Raw genomic sequence first — 17290 nt, 5'->3', positions numbered from 1 at the left:
ATTATTATCTGTTAGTTCTTAATCTTGCAATAGTTCCAGAGCCTTAGCTATTGCGTTACACAATATATCAACATCGTTCGCGGTATTGTACGGTGCGAATGAGGCACGCAGGCTGCCACTTACCCCTAATGCTGCCATGAGTGGTTGTGCGCAATGTTGCCCGGCGCGTAGTGCGATGCCCTGTTCGGCCAATAACGTTACTAAATCGCTATGGTGCACACCATCGAAAGTAAACGCCAATAAACTAGATTGCTGGCAACGGAAGCTGCGAAAACCCGGTAATTTAGCCAGTTTATTCTCTGCCAATGTGGCTAAATTTTGGCTATAGGTTTCTGCTTCTGCCAGATCAATATGTTCGAGCCAACTAAGAACGGCAGAGAAACCAATGACGCCAGCAATATTTGGCGTACCAGCCTCAAAACGGTATGGCACCTCATGGGACGTAAATCCACCGAAGGAAGCATGAGTGAGCATTTTACCGCCACCGTGCCAGGCTGGCATCTCGTCGAGTAATTCAGACTTGCCGTACAGCACGCCTATGCCGGTCGGTCCATAGAGCTTGTGGGCTGAGAAAGCGTAGAAATCAATATCTAGCGCTTGAACGTCTGCCGGGTTATGCACAACACCTTGCGCCCCATCTACCATCACTACGCAGTTATATTGATGGGCAAGTTCGATTGCCTGAGCTAACTCGGGGCTACCACCCGTGACGTTAGACATCTGGCCCAGCGCCAATATGCGTGTTTTATCATTAAGCAATTGCGGTAATTGCTGTAGGTCGGGTAGGTGATCAAGGCCGATGGGTAATTTAACCATTCTGGCCCCTGTCTGCTCTGCAACCATAAGCCAGGGAATTAAATTGGCATGATGTTCAGCTTCACTGACAATAATTTCATCGCCCGTTTGCAGGCGAGGGCGGGCATAGCTTTGTGCTACTAAATTAATGGCTTCGGTAGTGCCTTTGGTCCAAATGATATTTTCTGCTGCGGGTGCATTGATAAAGTCGGCCACTTGTTGGCGGGTTTCCTCAAAACGAACCGTCAATGACAATGCTGATTGATGTTGGCTGCGATGTACTGTTGCGGAGTCCTGCTGATAAAACTGTTGCGTCGACTCAATCATGGCGCGGGGTTTCAGCGCAGTTGCCGCACTGTCCAGATAGGTTATCTCATCACTAATAGCCGGGAATTCCTGACGAAAATCCGTGGGATTAAAAGCTTTCATACTGTTGTTCTCATCCTTTGGGTTACTTCGGAACTGTCTCATTTTGACTCATTTTGTTCATAATTTGCCCGCTAATGGCTCGGTTCACTGGAAATATGTCATAAGTGAGTTATGCTAAATAGTAACGGACATAACCATTTGTCTGGTAATGAAAATGAGTTTTTTAGCATTTTAATCTGCAAGGAGTCACCCATGAAAAAGACAGCTGCCGTAATTTCTGCACTTATGCTCACTTTTACCTTAGCAGCCTGTTCAAGCAACTATGTTATGCATACCAATGATGGTCGCACTATCGTTGCTGATGGTAAACCTAAAGTAGATGATGAAACCGGGATGATAAGCTACACCGATGCCAACGGCACCGAGCAGCAAATTAACCGTTCAGAAGTAAAAGAAATGGCTGAGGGTAAGTAGTTTAACGCGAAGTCACCGTTCAAAAGATGCCTAATACGGCAATCAAACCCTTTGCAACAACTTAAATTTAAGCTCTGACTATGTGCAAGGCAAAGTCGCGTTTAAATTTAAGCGCTGAAAATAGGGTAAAAAAAAGCACCGCTAAAATAGCGGTGCTGCATAAAATCACTATGGACAGACAGGGTAAATGTACAGGAAGTGAAAAAAAACAGTAGCTTAGCTACTATGTCTGGACTACCAGACCATTTGCAAACACAACATCACAACCACAAAGCCAAAAGCATTTCAGTACCTGGATACTAAACCTACTTTTCGTTCCGGCTTGGGAAGTGCCGCCACTATAGGTATTTGCTGGCGCATCATCAACGGACAATTTATAATGTCTCGGATTATAAAAACTAATAAGTAAACAAAGGGTTTCATCTAAGGATGAGCCGTTATAAAAAAGTATCCAATTCATGTCAAAACGATTACCACCCCTGAACGCCTTGCGGGTTTTCGATGCGGCCGCACGCCACTTGAGTTTTACTAAAGCTGCTGATGAATTATTTGTCACGCAAGCGGCTGTTAGTCACCAGATAAAATCCCTGGAGGATTTTCTCGGGCTAAAACTGTTCCGCCGTCGTAACCGCTCGCTGTTACTGACTGAGGAGGGGCAAAGCTACTACCTCGATATTAAAGAGATTTTTACCTCGATCAATGAAGCAACTCGTAAATTGCAGGCGCGTAGCGCGAAAGGCGCGCTCACTGTAAGCCTCCCTCCTAGCTTTGCTATTCAATGGCTGGTCCCTCGTCTATCTGGATTTAATGCGGCTTATCCGGGGATCGATGTCAGGATTCAGGCGGTGGATCGGGAGGAGGACAAACTTGCTGATGACGTTGATGTGGCTATTTTCTATGGTCGGGGTAATTGGACTGGTTTGCGTACTGAGCGTTTGTATGCAGAATTCTTACTTCCTGTTTGTGCGCCTACTTTATTAACGGGTGAGCATGGATTAAAAGTACCGGCAGATCTGGCTAATCATACGTTGTTGCATGATACTTCCCGCCGGGATTGGATGGCCTATACCCGTCAATTGGGTGTTCCTCAAATTAATGTGCAACAAGGTCCGATATTCAGCCATAGTGCTATGGTGGTTCAGGCTGCCGTTCACGGCCAAGGTATTGCGTTAGTGAATAACGTCATGGCTCAGGCAGAGATTGAAGCAGGGCGCTTGGTGTGCCCGTTTAATGATGTTTTGGTGAGTAAAAATGCTTTTTATCTGGTTTGTCATGACAGTCAGGCAGAACTAGGTAAAATAGCCGCCTTTCGTCAGTGGATATTGGCAAGAGCTGCCAGCGAGCAAGAAAAGTTACGCTTTCGCTATGAGAACTGATTAATCACCCTATCTGCGTAGTAATGACAACCCATTCACGATGGTAACCCGCTACGATAAAATGGGCTATTGTCGGGCGATATAACGATATACCCACGTCATTGGAGTCGCAGCTAGCATTTCTGCAATGTCGAGTACGAAGGGTATAACTCTATCTAATTTAAGGTTAATGACGATGAATGGTCGTTTAATGCTGATATTTGCCGCACTGAGCGGTTTTTTCTATGTCGCTTTCGGTGCCTTTGGTGCTCATGTATTGAGCGCCTCACTGGGGCCGAATGAGATGGCCTGGGTTCGTACTGGGCTGGAGTACCAAGGGTTCCATACGCTGGCGATTCTGGCGTTAGCTGTTGCGATGCAACGGCAAGTAAGTATTTGGTTTTACTGGAGTGGTGCCTTGTTAGCGCTCGGAACGCTACTCTTTAGCGGCAGTTTATACTGCCTGGCTCTATCGCACCTGAAACTGTGGGTATATATCACGCCAATCGGCGGCGTATGTTTTCTGGCGGGATGGATTTTGATGTTGATTGGCGCGCTGCGTCTAAGAAAAAGGGCAGAACGCCATGAATAATAAAATTGCTTTATATTGCCGCTCTGGCTTTGAGAAAGAGTGTGCGGCAGAAATTACTGCGAAAGCGGCACAGCTTGAAATCTTTGGTTTCGCTCGAGTAAAAGAAAACAGCGGTTATGTGTTGTTTGAGTGCTATCAGTTGGAAGATGCCGATCGCTTGATTCGTGAAGTGCCTTTTCGTGAGTTGATTTTTGCCCGCCAGATGATGGTGGTGGGTGAGTTATTAAAAGATTTGCCGCCGGAAGACCGTGTTTCACCGATTGTTGGGATGTTAGTCGGTGTTATTGAAAAAGCCGGTGAGTTACGTGTTGAAGTTCCTGATACCAATGAAAGCAAAGAGTTGCTTAAGTTTTGCCGTAAGTTAACGGTACCTTTACGCAGCGCAATGCGGGAACAAAAAATTCTTTCTGCCCGTGAAAATCCTCATCGGCCAGTGGTACACGTGTTCTTTATCGCGTCTGGTTGCTGTTATGTTGGCTACTCTTACAGCAATAATAACTCGCCGTTCTATATGGGTATCCCCCGTCTTAAGTTCCCATCTGACGCACCAAGCCGTTCAACCTTAAAACTGGAAGAAGCTTTTCATGTGTTTATCCCTGCGGATGAATGGGAGGAGCGTTTGGCCAGTGGTATGCATGCAGTTGATCTAGGTGCTTGCCCCGGTGGCTGGACCTACCAATTAGTGCAGCGCAGCATGATGGTTCAGGCTATTGATAATGGTGCGATGGCACAAAGCCTGATGGATACCGGACAGGTAACCCATCATCGCGTCGATGGTTTTAAATATGAGCCAACGCGTAGCAATATCTATTGGTTAGTATGCGATATGGTAGAAAAACCGGCTAAAGTGACGCAACTTATCATCAAGTGGTTGGTAAACGGTTGGTGCCGTGAGGCAATTTTCAACTTGAAATTACCGATGAAAAAACGTTTTGAAATCGTTTTGGAAAATATGGAAATGATGGATGAACAGTTGAAAGAAAACGGTATCAATGCCCATATTCAAGCTAAACAGCTCTATCATGACCGTGAAGAAGTGACGGTGCATGTGCGTCGTATCTGGTCCGGTGTGCCGGGGCGTCGGGATGAACGCCAATAGTCATATATCTTTGGTACTTGCAGCCGCAGTGGTTTAGCGGTGGCTCCAATTACTGGAATATGAGTATCGTGTTATCCGCAAGGGGCCATTTGGCCCCTTAATTTTAAGGTAACCTAAGTTGTTGCAAGTTACCGCTTAATGTCAAATCGGTTTTCAGTGTGGCGATTTGCTTACAGATAAATGCCATATCTTGGTGTTGCTGCAATTTCTTCCGCCATTTCTCCGGCACTGATTCCAGATCTTGATAAAGCGCTTCAAGGTTGCTGGCATGCTGCAATAGCAGTGCGGCAGTTTTGGCACCTATCCCCGCGACGCCCGGAATTTTGCTGCTGCTGATGCCCGCAAGCCCCCAATAGTCAGGCAGTTGGTGTGGCAATACACCAAACTCTTGTTTTACAAATGGCATATCCAGCCAGCGTTTTTGGAAGTAATCGCGAATCTGTACATTTGGCGCTAACAGTTGGCAGTAACCTTTGTCGGTGGAAACGATCGTCACTTGATGGCCGGCTCCACCAATTTTGGTCGCCAAAGTTGCCGCCAGATCATCGGCTTCATTGCCAGGAGAATGCCAGCAAGCGACCCCGAGTGAGCTAAACGCCTCACGGATCTGCGGCATTTCTTGTTGCAGGTTGTCCGGCATCGGTGAGCGGCCAGCTTTGTAATCAGGCAAGCATTGATGACGCCAACTATCGGAACGATCATCCTCATCAAACACGGCCACAGCGTGGGTGGGCTGGCTGTGCTGAATCAGTTGTTGCAACGCATGCTGGCAGGCATTAATGCAAGGTGAACCTTGTACGGCATGGATGCGACGAATCAGATTAAGTGCATCAACGATAAGAAGATGGATTTGCATAGCCTGTCTTATATAGTCATTAAGCCAGATTAATGTCGGGCAGCCACACGACTAAGTGCTGGCGCTGCCCGGTGAGGTATTACTAGTTAAGGCTTAGCTGCAAATTTCGTAGCAAGGGGTATAAGCAGTGCCAGGCAGTTTCATTCGATGCTGTGCAATAAATCCTTGCAGTAAGCTATCCATTTGTTTCATCAATTGTGGATCGCCATGCAATTTATAAGGCCCATAGGCTTCGATGGCATGAATTCCCACTTCTTTTACGTTACCCGCAACGATGCCTGAGAATGCACGGCGTAGTGCCGCAGCCAGTTCTTCAGGTGGCTGGTTATGAGACAGATTGAGATTCGCCATATTTTCATGACTCGGTTCAAACGGATGCTGTAAATCTGGCTTGATACGGATAGACCAGTTGAAGCTATAAGCATCCCCCGTATTACGGCGGTTCTCTTTCACCAGTGGCATCGCTTTTTTCATTTGACGGGCGACTTCAGCCGGGTCATCGATAATTATCTTGTAGTATTTGCGCGCGCCATCACCGAGAGTGTTTATGATGAACTCATCCACCACTCGGAAATAATCCGCGCTCTCTTTTGGTCCGGTTAAGATAAGTGGCAGTACCTGCTCACTGTTCTCTGGATCCATTAATATGCCTAGCAGATAGAGCAACTCTTCCGCTGTTCCTACGCCGCCTGGGAAAATAATGATGCCATGCGCGATGCGGACGAACGCTTCAAGCCGTTTCTCAATATCCGGCATGATAATCAATTCATTGACCAGCGGATTAGGTGGCTCTGCCGCAATGATGGAAGGCTCAGTCATACCAATAAAACGGCCATTTCTGTAACGTTGTTGGGCATGGCCAACGGCGGCACCCTTCATCGGTGCTTCCATCGCTCCTGGCCCACAGCCAGTGCAAATATTTAACTCTCGTAAACCCAGTTGGCTCCCCACTTTACGGGCATACAAGTATTCAGTTTCATTGATTGAATGGCCGCCCCAGCACACAATCATATTGGGGTCTTCATCAAGATGGAGGGCTCGGGCATTACGTAAAATAGAAAAGACCAGATTGGTCAAATGGCTGGAGCTTTCCATATCGAGATGTTGAAAACGCCCAGCGTTAACGATTTGACCATTCACAAACAAAATATCGCGTAACACCGCAAACAGATTTGCCTGTAATGAACGAATAATTTTGCCATCAACAAAAGCATGTTCTGGTGGATTTACCAGTTCGAGTTTTACACCTCGTTCACGGCGCAATACATTGATATCAAAAGTTTCATAGCGCGATAAAAGCTCTTTGCTGTTATCGGTTAGGCTGCCTGAATTGAGAACTGCCAAGGAGCAGTTACGGAATAAACGGTACAGATCACTGCTGGCTGTACGTTTGAGCATATCCACTTCGAGCTGTGATAACAGATCCATTGAGCCGAGTGGGCTGACATGTGTAATCAAAGTTACTCCTTTACACCCCGGAGGGTGGTAGTGTCCGTGTATACCCTTCGTACTTGACGTTGCTGGGTGTTGGCTGCCTACCAGCCACACCAATTACTTTGGGTATATCAGAATGCTGCTTTCTATTTTGCCGTGGAATATCATAGAGATCTTTAAGTATCTATCCCTGATTTCTCTACTGAAAATAGCGTGAAGATACGGTAATTAACCTTAACGTTGTCCCTCGGTTTTTGCCAATACTAACGTGCGTTGTGCTTAAATGTTGCGTACATGTACGCATATATTTATTGCCGGGCCATACGGCCAGTTGATGGAACAAAATCAGTATTGGAGCGCCAAGGGTTGATATCCAGTCCGCCACGGCGGGTATAACGAGCATAGACCGACAGTGTTTCAGGCTGACAAAAACGCATTATGTCGTTGAAGATACGCTCTACACACTGTTCGTGAAATTCATTATGGTGCCGGAAAGAGACCAGATAGCGTAGCAGTGCCTCTCGGTTAATCTGTGGGCCACTGTAGCTGATTTGTACTGATCCCCAATCTGGCTGGTGAGTAATCAGGCAGTTGGATTTGAGCAGATGACTGACCAGGCTCTCTTCTACTCTGTTGCTTGTGGTAGCCCCTTGCAGATAATCGGCGCTAAATTCATAGCTATTGATACGAATATCCTGTTGGTCGAGACATTCCCCCGAGAAATCGGCAATGGGTTGATGTGTTATTTCATTGAGTTGATATAGCGTGACACTGATATCACCTTGAGCGCAGGCCGCCAAATCGCGTTGCAATGTGGCGCGAACACTTTCCCAGTCAGCAAACACGGTTTGGTTAAAACTGTTGAGATAGAGTTTAAAGCTTTTGGATTCAATCAGATTAGTACTATCCGCATTCAGGCTGATTTCACCCACGGCAACTTGTGGCAGGCCATTACTGTTTAGCCAAGACAATTCATAGAGCGTCCAGATATCTGCACCATGAAAGGGCAGGTTATCTGGATATAAACCGAGAGGTTCACGGTTCATGCTGCGTGGCACAGCTTGCAACAAGGTGACGTCATAGTGATCGCGATAAGCGGTTGGTTTGCCCAGCGTCAGTTCCGCCAGAGCCTTATGGTCTTGATATGAAGACATGCTGTTCCCATGATGAGAGAAAGGTACAATAGCTTTAGTTTATCAATTTATGCCGCGTTTAACTGCATTTCTGAGTGGGGGGGGTAGCACTCAGCAATACAGCGCAAGCTGCCGCGATACTGAGAATCGAGAATGGACCAGAATGTTTCAACGGCACTAAATAGCTTTACCCAACGTTATATCAATCTATGGCAGCAGCAGACCGGGCATCTGCCCGCCAGTGAAGAACTTTATGGTGTTCCTTCACCTTGCATCGTGGAAACTCAGGACAGTCAGGTATTTTGGTTGCCACAGCCAGCGGTTGCCGATGCCACATTGGCTAATATTGAACGGGCGTTGGAGATTCAGCTTCACCCGGATATTCATGCGTTTTACACCTGCCAATATGCTGGCGACATGATGGCTGATTTAGGTGATCACCGTTTTACGCTGCTACAAGTGTGGAGCGAAGATGATTTTATCCGTTTACAGGAGAATCTAATTGGTCATCTGGTCACGCAAAAAAGGCTGAAACTCTCGCCAACGCTGTTTTTGGCAACCACAGAGTCAGAGATGACAATGGCTTCATTGTGCAATGTCACAGGTAATGTGGTGTTAGAGCAATTTGGTAGTAGTAAGCGCACCCTGCTGGCATCAACTCTCATGCATTTTCTTGATGCATTGCGTCCAGTATTACCTGAATAAGCAAGTGGTTATTGTTTATTCTGGTCAAGCCGGTGTGCGAGATCTCTCACACCGGCTGTGAGACATCACTTCTATTCTTTAACTGTAAAATTTTTGTGTCAAATTTATCTTCAATAAAATCATTTTGTTATAAACGTTCATTTTTTTATATGTAAAAGTATCAGCATCATTATTCTTACAGTGTCTTGCCACCCTTTGTCGATTAAGCGATCCTTCTAATCGCCGGATAGGATCTGGCGGAGAAGGACGGTATCTGGATGCTACCACTTCAGGATGAAGAACACAGGGACTGCTTAGGACGAGTGAAGGGATGTTTCAGGATGGAACAAAGGACACCTCCAGGATGGAGATTGAGAGCCGGTTCAGGATGAATGGTGGGTTAGGATAACCTCAGGATTAGCATCGGGATGGTGTAGGACACTGCGACGGATTGCTGGTTAGGATAACCACACGGAAAAGTTTTCATGGATTGAGCAGGGAGCATCACTTTTAGCGGGATAGCTATGAAACGAATTGAGGGGTACTGGTAAAACAGTACCCCTTTTTTTATGCTTATTTTGCCCAATAGCCTTCTGTTGTCTATGGCGTGAGTTTGGGCATCGCCTTCTTCAATGGTATGCTTGGCCGCCGTTGGACCAGCCCGGCGAATGGCTGTTTTTTGGTTGAGAGCATAATCATGAGTATAGAAAATCAGGTGCGTCAGAACTTACGGGATATTGAGCTTGCCATGCGAGCAATTGATCTTTGGCAAGTTGTTCCGCCGCCAGCGGCAGCCTTCGAAAGTAATGAGCCTTTCAGTATCGATACCATGGATGCCGAGCAGTGGTTGCAATGGGTACTAATTCCCCGAATGTATGCATTGCTGGAATCGAATAACCCACTTCCGACACGTTTCGCCATTACGCCATACTTTGAAGAGGCATTAAGTGGTGATAGTCGGCCAGATTGCACCATACTGCTGGCACAATTACAGTGTCTCGATGATCTGTTGAATAAAGAAAGTAACTAATGCTGGAAATAATTTACCAAGATGAATATATAGTTGCGGTGAATAAACCCGCCGGTTGGCTGGTTCACCGTAGTTGGTTGGACAGTAATGAAACCGTATTTGTGATGCAAACGGTGCGCGACCAGATTGGCCAGCATGTTTATACCGTCCACCGTCTGGATCGCCCAACATCAGGTGTGCTGCTGATGGCGTTATCCAGTGATGTTGCCCGTGCTCTTTCGGCGCAGTTCGAACAGCACCAGATTCAGAAAACATACCATGCGGTGGTTCGTGGCTATGTGCTGGAAGGTGGTACGGTTGATTACGCGATGAGCGAAGAACTGGATAAAATCGCGGATAAACATTCCAAACAAGATAAAGCACCACAACCGTCAGTTACCCACTATCAGCCTTTGGCTCAAGTGGAAGTTCCTGTTGCTATTGGGCGCTATGACACATCACGCTTCAGTTTATTGGAGCTGAAACCGGAAACAGGGCGTAAGCATCAGTTACGGCGGCATATGGCACATATACGCCATCCAATTATTGGTGATAGTGCCCACGGTGATTTGCGTCAGAATAGAGGTATTGCCCAACACTTTGATTGCTCACGGCTCATGTTGCACGCTAGCCATTTACAATTGAATCATCCAGTCACTGGTGAGGTGCTTTCGCTTACGGCGCGTTGGGATGAATCCTGGCAAGGCTTGATGTCACACTTTGGCTGGTTGGGTATTACCCCTCATCTTGAAAGGGTTGAGTTTCCAGCGACCGAAGGTCAGGATAGTGAATAATTTTTTCTGGTTAAAAGGGAATATCTTTTATGGCTCAGGTCGGGATTTTTGTCGGCACTGTCTACGGTAATGCGTTGTTAGTGGCGGAAGAAGCTGAAAACATACTGAAAGAGCAGGGGCATGAGGTAACACTGTTTGAAGAGGGGACTTTAGAAGCCTGGCAGTATTATCGTCAACATTATGCACTGGTTATCACATCTACCACCGGACAAGGCGACTTCCCTGACAGCATAGCAGCACTGTTCGTCGCTGTTCGTGATCAGGTTGGGTTTCAGCCAGAGCTACGTTATGGCGTCATTGCACTAGGTGACAGCAGTTATGATAATTTCTGCGGCGCAGGGCGCGCATTTGATGAACTGTTGCAAGAGCAGGGGGCGACACGGATTGGTGAACGACTGGATATTGACGCGATGGAACACCCTGAGCCAGAAGTGGTTTCAGCGTTGTGGGTAGAAAAATGGGGCCGCTTGCTTAAGTAACATAGCTTCTGCTCAATGACGTATTGTGGCGTGCAGTGTGCTGCCACAATACGTGTTCAGCTAGATTTAGCGGCCGTTGGTCAGCTTTTCTAAATCTGATTCAATTTCTGAAATCTTATTGGCAACAACGCTTTCTAAATGGCGCAAGTCATCCAGGATTTTGCGTTTCAAATCCACTTCAATCTGATCGCGCTTACACAGTTGATCCAACTCATCAATGACGTAACGGAGGTTAGGATTGATTTCATTGATTTCTTTGTAACCATGTCCAGCGTTATCCGCCACCACAGTTTTGCGTTGGCGTGGATATTTGAATTTCACACTCTTAGCAAAAAACTCGCCTTTATCTTTGCGGAAATAAATTTTCAGAATGTCGTTATTGGCCTCCTGACGCAGGCTATAGCGATCGACATCTTCTGGTTGTGTGATTCCTAAGCTTTTCAGATTGTCATACATAGCGCCACCTTTTTGATTTTATATTCCACAGTTTATGATTATGACGGTAAATTTCGCCAAAGTATGTGATTGCAGGCGATAACTTCACAAAGCAAAAAAATAGCGGGTGATTAGCCCGCTATATTCATCTTAGTCGATGGTGCGTAATAACTCATTAATACCGACTTTTCCACGGGTTTTTGCGTCAACTTTCTTCACGATAACTGCACAGTACAGGCTGTAGCTACCGTCTTTCGAGGGCAGGTTACCGGAAACGACAACAGACCCGGCCGGAACGCGGCCATAGTGAATTTCACCAGTTTCACGATCGTAAATACGGGTGCTTTGCCCAATAAATACGCCCATGGAGATAACGGAACCTTCTTCGACGATAACCCCTTCAACCACTTCTGAACGCGCACCGACAAAGCAGTTATCTTCAATGATGGTTGGGTTGGCTTGCAGTGGCTCAAGCACGCCACCAATGCCAACACCACCGGACAAGTGCACATTCTTACCAATTTGCGCGCAAGAGCCGACAGTTGCCCAGGTATCGACCATGGTGCCTTCATCAACGAAAGCGCCAATATTCACATAAGAAGGCATCAGTACGGTATTACGAGCGATAAATGCGCCTTTACGTACGGTTGCTGGTGGTACGACACGGAAGCCTTCACGTTGGAAGCGCGCTTCATCGTAACCGGCGAATTTCATTGGTACTTTGTCGTAGTAACGCGTTTCTGCGCCTTCCATGACCTGGTTATCATTGATACGGAAAGACAGCAGTACCGCTTTCTTCAGCCATTGATGGGTAACCCACTGGCCGTCAATCTTTTCTGCCACCCGTAGTGCACCGGTATCAAGCAGATCAATCACGTGGTTAATCGCTTCGCGGGTTACGGTATCAACGTTGGCCGGCGTGATATCTGCACGGCGTTCGAAGGCGGTTTCAATAACGTTCTGTAGTTGCTGCATCCTGTTCCCTTCAAAATGGGTTGTAAGAAAAATTAATGACTAAAAAGTTATTTGTATCACAGTTTATCGTTCGGATTGAGGGTATCTGTCAACCGTTGTGCTAATTCGCGGCGGGTTTCAATACTTAAAGCGCGGCGATCTTTGTCTGCTAATACAAATAAATCCTCCACCCGCTCGCCAATAGTTGTGATACGTGCGCTATGCAGCGATAACCCTAAATCTGCAAATATCCCACCTACCCGAGCCAGTAAGCCCGGCTGGTCCAGTGCAATTAACTCCAGATAAGTACGGCGCTCGTTATGGGTTGGCAAGAAATTGGTTTCAGTCGGCACACTGAAATGCCGTAATTTAGGTGATAATCGCCTGACGCGCGGATGTTGATAATTCGGCTGGGTCATCGCTTGTTCTAAGGCATGACTAATGATGGGATGTCTATCTTGAGCCAGTGGGCTGCCATCTGGCTCCAATACGATAAAGGTATCCATCGCCATACCATCGCGGTTGGTGAAAATCTGTGCATCATGAACACTCAGATTGCGGCGATCCAGCTCACCGACCACCGCAGCAAACAGTGATGGGCGGTCAGGGCTCCAGATGAATATTTCGGTTCCCCCCCGTGTTGCCTGACGGCTAACTAACACCAGTGGCTTGGTTGAGTCATGCTCTAATAAGTGGCGGGCATGCCAGACTAATTGATTGGGTGAATGACGCAGGAAATAATCAGCCCGGCAGCGGCTCCAGATGCGGTGCAATGCTTCTTCATCGATATTATCCATCCGCAGCAGCGCCAGAGCTTGTAGCCGGTGGTGACGGACACGTTCGCGCAAATCCGGGCTGTTTTGCATACCACGGCGTAACTGTTTTTCTGTGGCGAAATAAAGTTCGCGTAACAGGCTCTGTTTCCAGCTATTCCACAAATTTTCATTGGTGGCGCAAATATCAGCCACTGTCAGACTGACTAAATAGCGCAAGCGAGTTTCGCTTTGTACTTCGGCGGAGAATTGCTGAATAACCGCAGGGTCCTGAATATCCCGACGCTGAGCTGTCACTGACATCAATAGGTGGCAACGAACTAACCAAGCCACAAGTTGAGCTTCGCGCGAGTTAAGACCGTGCTGCTCGGCAAACTCCAATACATCGTGAGCGCCCAGTATTGAATGATCGCCTCCACGCCCTTTGGCAATATCGTGGAACAGCGCTGCTAGCAACAATAATTCAGGTTGAGGCAGGCGTGGGTAAAGCTCGACGCAGAGAGGATGGCGTGGCCGGGTTTTTTCATCGGCAAAGCTTTCGAGTTTAAGTAACACGCGGATAGTGTGCTCATCTACGGTGTAGGCGTGAAACAGGTCAAACTGCATCTGGCCAACGATACTGCCCCATTGTGGCATATAGGCCCACAGCACGCTGTGGCGATGCATCGGTAATAATGCCCGGGAAACCGCCCCAGGGTGGCGCAAAATAGCCATGAATAGCTTGCGGGCTTCAGGAATGTTACATAAAGGCTGTTTCAGATGCCGCCGGGCATGGCGTAAGCGGCGTACTGTGGTGGAATATATGCCTTTGATATCCTGATTGCGTACCATCAGATAGAACATGCGCATAATAGCTTCAGGCTGCTGGATAAATAAGTTCTCATCACGCAGATCTATTAAATCCCCGCGTAACTGAAATTCATCATCCAGTGGACGTGGTTTTTCATTGGTACCCAGCGCCAATATGGCTTCGTCAAACAGTTGTAGCAGCATGTTGTTCAGTTCGCTGACCCGACGGGTCATACGATAAAAATCTTTCATCATCCGTTCGACCGGTTCATTGCCTTCGCCCTGATATTGCAAAAGCTGAGCCACACTCAGTTGGCGGTCAAACAGCAGGCGGTTATCGTAGCGAGTTAATACCAAATGCAGCGCGAAACGGATGCGCCACAGAAAACTCTGGCTTTCAATCAGCTCATTGCGCTCAGCTTTGGTCAGAAAACCGAAATCAACCATCTCACTTAAGGATGTGGCACCAAAATGGCGGCGGGCTACCCATTGTAGGGTGTGGATATCCCGTAACCCACCAGGGCTACTTTTGATATCAGGCTCCAGGTTATAACTGGTGCCATGGTAGCGTTTATGCCGTTCTTGTTGTTCGGTGATTTTGGCATGGAAAAATTGCGGCGAGGGCCAGAAATTGTCGCTAAAAATGTGCTTTTGCATCTGTAAAAACAGGGCTACATCACCGCAAATCAAACGTGACTCAATCATATTGGTGGCGACAGTGAGGTCGGCTAACCCCTCGAGCAAACACTCTTCCAGTGTGCGCACGCTGTGGCCGACTTCCAGTTTCAGGTCCCATAGCAAAGTGATCAACTGGCCGACGCGTTGCGCATCTTCATCGCTTAGACGCTGCTTGCTGAGAACCAATACATCAATATCTGATAAGGGGTGCAGTTCACCACGGCCATAGCCGCCCACGGCAACCAGCGCGGTTTCAGCCACATCATCAAAACCATAAAATGTCCACAACCGCCGTAACAGGCGGTCAATGTAATCACTGCGCGCAGCAATTAATATCTCGGCACTGATTCCGCCATTGAATGCTTCCGCCTGCCAAAGTTGGAAAGTCTCAAGCCGCTGCTTGAGAATCGGGCAATTAAGGTCACTATCGAGATAAGTACTCGGTGGTGCGGGCTGCTCAGGAATGACCTTCGGTACCGCAGGGGATACAGAGTGCTCGGTGTGATTGTCAGACATATGTTTACCCGATAAATGCGACCTGATAAAAAGACGCAGCCCATAAAAAAGCCGGCGGCTGCCGGCTTGTCATTATTACTCGTGCGTTATGATGTTGGGGATGGTGTCATCCTTTCGCAACGTCATTATTTCGCAGCCGTTATCGGTTACCACAATAGTATGCTCGTACTGTGCCGACAAGCTGCGATCTTTAGTTTTTACCGTCCAGCCATCTTTCATGGTACGAATTCGGTAATCCCCTGCGTTGACCATAGGCTCAATGGTGAAAGCCATACCAGTTTGTAGGATTACGCCACCGTCGTCTGCATCGTAGTGCAGCACTTGTGGTTCTTCATGGAAACCTTCGCCAATACCGTGGCCACAATATTCACGCACCACAGAAAAGTTCTCCGCTTCCACAAATTTTTGGATCTCTTTACCCAGAGTGCGCAGGCGGATACCCGGCTTGACCATTTTGATTGCCAGGTACAGGCTCTCTTGAGTGACGCGGCACAGGCGCTCACCCAAAATGGTCGGTTTGCCGACGATAAACATTTTTGATGTATCGCCATGGAAACCGTCTTTAATAACAGTCACGTCGATATTGACGATGTCACCGTCTTTCAACACTTTCTCATCACTTGGAATGCCGTGACAAATAACTTCATTAATAGAAATACAAACCGATTTAGGAAAGCCGTGGTAACCCAGACAAGCAGAGATAGCCTGCTGATGGTTGGTGATATGATCGTGGCAGATACGATCGAGTTCACCAGTGGTTACCCCCGGTTTTACGTGAGGTTCAATGATCTCCAGCACTTCAGCAGCCAGGCGGCCAGCAACGCGCATTTTTTGAATATCGTCAGGTGTTTTTATTGAGATTGCCATGCAAAAGTGTCCGTAGGGGCTGTGAATACCAACCAGCCGCCGTAATATGAATAAGCAGGTAATAAATATCATATACCCTAAATAACCTGTCGCTAATGGTACCAGCCCTGCAATTAGCTGCCAAACTTTCGTTTGCAGTGACGACACTAAATGCAACAAAAGTTGGTGTGTTGCGGCCGTTTATGGTATAAAGCGCGCCGGCAAACCGCACTATTATGTTGTCGTTTCAGGTCCGATTTCAGGGCATGTCCTGATGGCAGGTAGCTGTTTAGCTGAGTAATACCAATCGCACTCATATGTGTAAATAACACACACGTGTCGACACATACGCCGGGGTGCCCTAAAGTTTTTGATGATTATCAATTTCTTATGGGGTCGGCGTTATGGGGCACGTGGAGGCATAACCCCAACTGATACTATAGAGGTTTTAATCATGGCAACTGTTTCCATGCGCGACATGCTCCAGGCCGGTGTTCACTTCGGTCACCAGACCCGTTACTGGAACCCGAAAATGAAGCCTTTCATCTTCGGCGCACGTAACAAAGTTCACATCATCAACCTGGAAAAGACCGTACCAATGTTCAACGAAGCTTTGGCTGAATTGAAAAAGATCTCTTCCCGTAAAGGTAAGATCTTGTTCGTTGGTACTAAACGCGCAGCAAGCGAAGCGGTAAAAGACGCTGCCAACAACTGCGACCAGTTCTTCGTGAACCATCGCTGGTTGGGCGGGATGCTGACTAACTGGAAAACTGTTCGTCAGTCCATCAAACGTTTGAAAGATTTGGAAATCCAGTCTCAAGACGGCACCTTTGACAAGCTGACCAAAAAAGAAGCGCTGATGCGTACTCGTGAACTGAACAAGCTGGAAAACAGCCTGGGCGGTATCAAAGACATGGGCGGTTTACCAGACGCTCTGTTTGTTGTTGATGCTGATCACGAACACATCGCTATCAAAGAAGCTAACAACCTGGGTATCCCGGTATTCTCTATCGTTGATACTAACTCCGATCCAGATGGCGTTGACTTTATCATCCCAGGTAACGATGACGCGATCCGTGCAGTTAAACTGTACCTGAACGCCGTTGCTACTGCCGTCACTGAAGGTCGTTCTCAAGACTTGGCCGTTCAAGCGGAAGAAAGCTTCGTAGAAGCTGAATAATAAGTCAGGCTCGTTGGAGCCCTTATTAACCAGGTATTGAAATATG

General features: G+C 47.3%; 17 protein-coding genes. 9 read left to right on the top strand and 8 right to left on the bottom strand.

Features of this window, described 5'->3' with window-relative positions:
* Nucleotides 1-18 precede the first annotated feature (18 nt).
* Nucleotides 19-1224: a cysteine desulfurase CsdA gene (gene csdA / locus Q2T71_RS16390; RefSeq protein WP_372559777.1), complete on the bottom strand. Its 1206-nt coding sequence runs from the start codon at nucleotides 1222-1224 to the stop codon at nucleotides 19-21.
* A gap of 192 nt (nucleotides 1225-1416) precedes the next feature.
* Between csdA and Q2T71_RS16385 the strand changes: the two genes are divergently transcribed.
* The 4 genes from Q2T71_RS16385 (at nucleotide 1417) to rlmM (ending at nucleotide 4684) form a co-directional block, all read left to right on the top strand.
* The gene (locus Q2T71_RS16385; protein WP_005166349.1) at nucleotides 1417-1638 is read left to right on the top strand and encodes a YgdI/YgdR family lipoprotein; all 222 of its coding nucleotides are present in this window, start codon (nucleotides 1417-1419) and stop codon (nucleotides 1636-1638) included.
* 458 nt (nucleotides 1639-2096) lie between these two features.
* Nucleotides 2097-3014 carry a transcriptional regulator GcvA gene (locus Q2T71_RS16380; RefSeq protein WP_083162896.1) on the top strand — a complete coding sequence of 306 codons (918 nt, stop codon included), beginning with the start codon at nucleotides 2097-2099 and terminating at the stop codon, nucleotides 3012-3014.
* A 175-nt stretch (nucleotides 3015-3189) separates the two neighbouring features.
* On the top strand, nucleotides 3190-3585 hold the full coding sequence (locus tag Q2T71_RS16375) for a DUF423 domain-containing protein (protein ID WP_083162898.1): 396 nt from the start codon (nucleotides 3190-3192) through the stop codon (nucleotides 3583-3585).
* Nucleotides 3578-4684, top strand: a complete 1107-nt coding sequence (gene rlmM, locus Q2T71_RS16370; protein ID WP_083162900.1) for a 23S rRNA (cytidine(2498)-2'-O)-methyltransferase RlmM — start codon at nucleotides 3578-3580, stop codon at nucleotides 4682-4684. The genes Q2T71_RS16375 and rlmM overlap by 8 nt, the downstream gene beginning before the upstream one ends.
* A 103-nt stretch (nucleotides 4685-4787) precedes the next feature.
* Here the strand turns inward: rlmM and xni are convergent, their stop codons facing one another.
* From xni to queF, 3 genes are all read right to left on the bottom strand, one after another.
* On the bottom strand, nucleotides 4788-5540 hold the full coding sequence (xni, locus tag Q2T71_RS16365) for a flap endonuclease Xni (RefSeq protein ID WP_372559776.1): 753 nt from the start codon (nucleotides 5538-5540) through the stop codon (nucleotides 4788-4790).
* A gap of 93 nt (nucleotides 5541-5633) precedes the next feature.
* Nucleotides 5634-6998 carry a nucleotide 5'-monophosphate nucleosidase PpnN gene (ppnN, locus tag Q2T71_RS16360; RefSeq protein WP_372559775.1) on the bottom strand — a complete coding sequence of 455 codons (1365 nt, stop codon included), beginning with the start codon at nucleotides 6996-6998 and terminating at the stop codon, nucleotides 5634-5636.
* A 284-nt stretch (nucleotides 6999-7282) separates the two neighbouring features.
* Entirely contained in the window at nucleotides 7283-8128 is an 846-nt protein-coding gene (gene queF / locus Q2T71_RS16355; RefSeq protein WP_372559774.1) for an NADPH-dependent 7-cyano-7-deazaguanine reductase QueF, read from the bottom strand.
* A 132-nt stretch (nucleotides 8129-8260) separates the two neighbouring features.
* Here queF and syd point away from each other — a divergent pair, with 132 nt between their 5' ends.
* The 4 genes from syd (at nucleotide 8261) to Q2T71_RS16335 (ending at nucleotide 11073) form a co-directional block, all read left to right on the top strand.
* Nucleotides 8261-8812, top strand: coding sequence for a SecY-interacting protein (gene syd, locus Q2T71_RS16350; RefSeq protein ID WP_372559773.1), 552 nt, complete (start codon nucleotides 8261-8263; stop codon nucleotides 8810-8812).
* Nucleotides 8813-9488: 676 nt separating this feature from the next.
* A complete protein-coding gene (locus tag Q2T71_RS16345; protein ID WP_083164106.1) occupies nucleotides 9489-9821 on the top strand; it encodes a YqcC family protein in 333 nt (110 codons plus the stop codon).
* Complete coding sequence (truC, locus tag Q2T71_RS16340) at nucleotides 9821-10594, top strand: tRNA pseudouridine(65) synthase TruC (RefSeq protein WP_372559772.1); 774 nt, start codon at nucleotides 9821-9823, stop codon at nucleotides 10592-10594. The genes Q2T71_RS16345 and truC overlap by 1 nt, the downstream gene beginning before the upstream one ends.
* 29 nt (nucleotides 10595-10623) lie before the next feature.
* Nucleotides 10624-11073 (top strand): flavodoxin, encoded by a 450-nt coding sequence (locus Q2T71_RS16335; protein WP_083162913.1) that lies wholly within the window; start codon nucleotides 10624-10626, stop codon nucleotides 11071-11073.
* 66 nt (nucleotides 11074-11139) lie between these two features.
* Here Q2T71_RS16335 and Q2T71_RS16330 read toward each other — a convergent pair whose 3' ends face one another.
* From Q2T71_RS16330 to map, 4 genes are all read right to left on the bottom strand, one after another.
* On the bottom strand, nucleotides 11140-11529 hold the full coding sequence (locus Q2T71_RS16330; RefSeq protein WP_004706707.1) for a DUF3461 family protein: 390 nt from the start codon (nucleotides 11527-11529) through the stop codon (nucleotides 11140-11142).
* A 129-nt stretch (nucleotides 11530-11658) separates the two neighbouring features.
* Nucleotides 11659-12483, bottom strand: a complete 825-nt coding sequence (dapD, locus tag Q2T71_RS16325) for a 2,3,4,5-tetrahydropyridine-2,6-dicarboxylate N-succinyltransferase (protein ID WP_004391708.1) — start codon at nucleotides 12481-12483, stop codon at nucleotides 11659-11661.
* Between the two features lie 56 nt (nucleotides 12484-12539).
* Nucleotides 12540-15218 (bottom strand): bifunctional uridylyltransferase/uridylyl-removing protein GlnD, encoded by a 2679-nt coding sequence (glnD, locus tag Q2T71_RS16320; protein WP_372559771.1) that lies wholly within the window; start codon nucleotides 15216-15218, stop codon nucleotides 12540-12542.
* A 75-nt stretch (nucleotides 15219-15293) separates the two neighbouring features.
* A complete protein-coding gene (map, locus tag Q2T71_RS16315) occupies nucleotides 15294-16085 on the bottom strand; it encodes a type I methionyl aminopeptidase (RefSeq protein ID WP_372559770.1) in 792 nt (263 codons plus the stop codon).
* 433 nt (nucleotides 16086-16518) lie between these two features.
* Here map and rpsB point away from each other — a divergent pair, with 433 nt between their 5' ends.
* On the top strand, nucleotides 16519-17244 hold the full coding sequence (gene rpsB / locus Q2T71_RS16310) for a 30S ribosomal protein S2 (RefSeq protein ID WP_083164108.1): 726 nt from the start codon (nucleotides 16519-16521) through the stop codon (nucleotides 17242-17244).
* Nucleotides 17245-17290: the final 46 nt, after the last annotated feature.

The organism is Yersinia sp. 1652 StPb PI (assembly GCF_041538345.1).
GTDB lineage: Bacteria > Pseudomonadota > Gammaproteobacteria > Enterobacterales > Enterobacteriaceae > Yersinia > Yersinia enterocolitica_E.
The sequence above is the reverse complement of the archived record's forward strand: the minus strand, read 5'-3'. Positions and strand labels throughout refer to the sequence as shown.

Excerpts from the sequence above, each read along its gene's own strand:
- csdA (WP_372559777.1), bottom strand. The coding sequence starts at position 1,224 with ATGAAAGCTTTTAATCCCACGGATTTTCGTCAGGAATTCCCGGCTATT.
- Q2T71_RS16385 (WP_005166349.1), top strand. The coding sequence starts at position 1,417 with ATGAAAAAGACAGCTGCCGTAATTTCTGCACTTATGCTCACTTTTACC.
- Q2T71_RS16380 (WP_083162896.1), top strand. The coding sequence starts at position 2,097 with ATGTCAAAACGATTACCACCCCTGAACGCCTTGCGGGTTTTCGATGCG.
- Q2T71_RS16375 (WP_083162898.1), top strand. The coding sequence starts at position 3,190 with ATGAATGGTCGTTTAATGCTGATATTTGCCGCACTGAGCGGTTTTTTC.
- rlmM (WP_083162900.1), top strand. The coding sequence starts at position 3,578 with ATGAATAATAAAATTGCTTTATATTGCCGCTCTGGCTTTGAGAAAGAG.
- xni (WP_372559776.1), bottom strand. The coding sequence starts at position 5,540 with ATGCAAATCCATCTTCTTATCGTTGATGCACTTAATCTGATTCGTCGC.
- queF (WP_372559774.1), bottom strand. The coding sequence starts at position 8,128 with ATGTCTTCATATCAAGACCATAAGGCTCTGGCGGAACTGACGCTGGGC.
- syd (WP_372559773.1), top strand. The coding sequence starts at position 8,261 with ATGGACCAGAATGTTTCAACGGCACTAAATAGCTTTACCCAACGTTAT.
- Q2T71_RS16345 (WP_083164106.1), top strand. The coding sequence starts at position 9,489 with ATGAGTATAGAAAATCAGGTGCGTCAGAACTTACGGGATATTGAGCTT.
- truC (WP_372559772.1), top strand. The coding sequence starts at position 9,821 with ATGCTGGAAATAATTTACCAAGATGAATATATAGTTGCGGTGAATAAA.
- Q2T71_RS16335 (WP_083162913.1), top strand. The coding sequence starts at position 10,624 with ATGGCTCAGGTCGGGATTTTTGTCGGCACTGTCTACGGTAATGCGTTG.
- Q2T71_RS16330 (WP_004706707.1), bottom strand. The coding sequence starts at position 11,529 with ATGTATGACAATCTGAAAAGCTTAGGAATCACACAACCAGAAGATGTC.
- dapD (WP_004391708.1), bottom strand. The coding sequence starts at position 12,483 with ATGCAGCAACTACAGAACGTTATTGAAACCGCCTTCGAACGCCGTGCA.
- glnD (WP_372559771.1), bottom strand. The coding sequence starts at position 15,218 with ATGTCTGACAATCACACCGAGCACTCTGTATCCCCTGCGGTACCGAAG.
- map (WP_372559770.1), bottom strand. The coding sequence starts at position 16,085 with ATGGCAATCTCAATAAAAACACCTGACGATATTCAAAAAATGCGCGTT.
- rpsB (WP_083164108.1), top strand. The coding sequence starts at position 16,519 with ATGGCAACTGTTTCCATGCGCGACATGCTCCAGGCCGGTGTTCACTTC.